The sequence below is a fragment of the Lactobacillus sp. genome, assembly GCF_051873315.1.
Classification (GTDB): domain Bacteria; phylum Bacillota; class Bacilli; order Lactobacillales; family Lactobacillaceae; genus Lactobacillus.
This window is the reverse complement of sequence record NZ_JBJEES010000020.1, coordinates 10,739-13,815: the sequence shown is the minus strand read 5'-3', so window position 1 is coordinate 13,815 and position 3,077 is coordinate 10,739. Positions and strand designations below refer to the sequence as shown.

Here is a 3,077-nt window from a genome sequence, read left to right as displayed (position 1 = left end):
TTAGCGGGTCTTTTCTTTTTGCCTTATAATAGATCTGCAGGGCACCTGGCTTGTCGAAAAGATCGGGAAATGTTATGCTTGCAAGCATAGCAATTTTTGCCTTTTTACCTATTATTTGGCAGACGCGAAGGAGGAAATCATGGCAGCAGCAAGTCAGGCGGAGTACGAGTTATTGCTTGAGCAGGCCAAGGCCTTGACGGCCGGGGAGAGCGACTGGATCGCCAATACCGGCAATGTTTCGGCCCTTTTGAAAGCAGGAATGAAAAACGTCAATTTTGCCGGGGTTTACCGCTTTGAAAAAGGGGAATTGATCCTGGGGCCCTTCCAGGGGATGCCGGCCTGCGTGCACATCCAGCTGGGCAAGGGGGTCTGCGGGAAAGCCGCCTTGGAAAAGAAGACGCAGATTGTGGCCAATGTCCATGACTTCCCAGGCCATATCGCCTGCGACAGTGCCTCCAATTCAGAAATCGTCGTGCCGATTTTTGACCGGAGCGGCAATTTCTGGGGCGTGTACGACTTTGACTCGACTAATTTGAACAATTTTGATGATTTGGACCAGAAGTACTTAGAGCAGATCGCGGCAGTAGCTTTAGGCAACTAGGTCCGGTGTGAGGCGATTTTTATATGCAAAATTCATACAGTAAAAGCAGCAGACAGGTCTTGGAAATTGCCCAGGAACAAGCCAAGGAGTTTCACCACCGCCTAATCGGGACTGAGCATGTCCTTTTGGCCCTGGTAATCGAAGCTGACGGCAAGGCCGGCAAGATCCTGCGGACCATGAACGTGACGCCGGCCGGGGTCAGGGAAGAAATCGAGCGCTACACGGGCTACGGCTCAGCGGCCCCAACCAGCTATATGGAGTTTTCTCCCCGGCTGACTTTGGCGCTGGACTACGCCAAGCGGAATTCTGAACTCCGGTCCAGCAAGGAAATTGAAACGACGGACATTCTTCAAGCTTTGGTTTCCAGCGAGCAGATCTTGTCAGCCATGATCCTGCGCAACCTGGACGTGGACCTGGACAACTTGAAAGACGAACTGGATGATGCCAACCAGGTGACCGGGGAAAGCAGCCAGGCCAGCCGGCCAGCCGTTGGGGCAAGCCAGTCACAGACGCCGATTTTGGACCGGTTTGGGATCGACTTGAACCGGCGGGCTAAAGAAGGCGACATTGACCCGGTGATCGGCCGCCAGCGGGAACTGGACCGGGTGATTCAGATCCTTTCCCGGCGGACCAAGAACAACCCCCTTTTGGTCGGTGAGCCTGGGGTCGGCAAGACCGCGGTCGCTGAAGCTTTGGCCAGCGCGATCGTTGATAAAAAAGTTCCCCGGGATCTGGCTGACAAGCGGGTGGTTTCACTGGACGTCAACAGCATGGTGGCCGGTACCCGCTACCGGGGTGAATTTGAAGAGCGGATGGACCGCTTGATCAAGGAAGTTACTGCCAGCAAGAATGTCATTCTTTTTGTCGACGAAATTCACTCTTTGGTCAAGGCCGGGGACGCGGAAGGGGCGATGAGCGCCTCTAACACCTTGAAGCCGGCATTGGCCCGCGGGGATATTCAATTGATCGGGGCCACGACTTTTGAAGAATACCGCAAGCACATGGAAAAAGACTCTGCCTTTGTCCGCCGCTTCCAGCTGGTCCGCCTGGCTGAGCCAAATGAAGAAGAAACCCTGCGGATTTTGCATGGGATCAAGGACAAGTACGAGGACTACCACCGGGTAGCCTTGTCAGAAGAAGCCTTGCAGGCAGCAGTTGACTTGTCCAGCCGCTACATCGCCGACCGCTACCAGCCAGACAAGGCCATCGACTTGATCGATGAAGCCAGCGCGGCGGTTAAACTGGCCAATGACACTGGCGAAGACAAGGACCTGGCTGAAATCGATTTGGAAATCAGCCGGACTCTCAAGCAAAAGAACGATGAAGCAGCCAAGCAGAACTTTGCCCAAGCGGCCAAGCTGCGCGACCAGGAAGTCGCCTTGCGGCAAAAGCGCAGCGTGATTGCTAAGAAGCTGGCCGGCAAGGATGAAAAGAGGTCAGTCGTTGGTGCTGAAGACGTGGCCAAGGTGGTCTCCATCTGGACCGGGGTTCCGGTAACCCAGCTCAAGACCAGTGAAAACAAGCGCCTGGCCCGCCTGGAAGGGATCTTGCATGAAAGAGTCATCGGCCAAGACGATGCCGTCAAGGCTGTGGCTAATGCCATCCGCCGGTCAAGAAGCGGCTTGAAGGATGAGAACCGGCCAATCGGTTCCTTCCTCTTCCTAGGCCCAACCGGGGTCGGCAAGACTGAACTGGCCAAGGCCGTGGCTGAGGCAGTTTTTGGCTCAGAAGACAACATCATCAGAGTCGACATGTCAGAGTACATGGACCGGGAATCTTCCTCCAAGCTGATCGGGTCAGCACCTGGCTACGTCGGCTATGAAGAGGGGGGGCAGCTCTCCAACAAGGTCCGGGAACATCCTTACTCAGTCGTTCTTTTTGACGAAGTGGAAAAGGCCAATCCGGAAATCTTCAACGTCTTGCTGCGGGTGCTGGATGAAGGCTTCATGACTGACTCCTTGGGCCGGAAGGTCGACTTCAGAAACACGATTATCATCATGACTTCCAACCTTGGTTCCAGAAGCCTGGAAGCTGACAGCCACGTGGGCTTCTCAGCCAGCCAGGAAGACCAGGGCAAGCTGATCACGGAAAAGGTAACCAAGGCTACCAAGGACTTCTTCCGGCCGGAATTTTTGAACCGGATCGACGAAAAGATCGTCTTCAAGCCGCTGGATGCCAAGCAGCTGCGGGAAATCGTGACGCTTCTGACCCGGAAACTGGTCAAGCGGCTGGCGGAAAAAGACATTACTTTGCGCCTGTCGCCAGCTGCCTTGGATCAATTGGCCAAGGACGGCTACAATCCGGAAATGGGGGCCCGGCCATTGCGGCGGACCATCCAGGATGAAGTTGAAGACGAATTAGCCCAGGACCTGGTCAGCGAAAAGCTGCAGGCCGGCGACACGGTCAAGATTGGCGCCCGGGGCGGCAAGCTGCGCTTTGAAATCGTCAAGGCCAAGTCCGGCGAAAAGGTCAAGGG

At 55.2% G+C, this 3,077-nt stretch carries 2 protein-coding genes; both read left to right on the top strand.

Annotated features, from left to right (window positions below; translation table 11 throughout):
- Nucleotides 1-139 precede the first annotated feature (139 nt).
- Nucleotides 140-601, top strand: coding sequence for a GAF domain-containing protein (locus ACI32D_RS00910; RefSeq protein ID WP_439774794.1), 462 nt, complete (start codon nucleotides 140-142; stop codon nucleotides 599-601).
- Nucleotides 602-624: 23 nt separating this feature from the next.
- A partial coding sequence (locus ACI32D_RS00905) for an ATP-dependent Clp protease ATP-binding subunit (protein ID WP_439774793.1) occupies nucleotides 625-3,077 on the top strand: 2,453 nt, incomplete at its 3' end.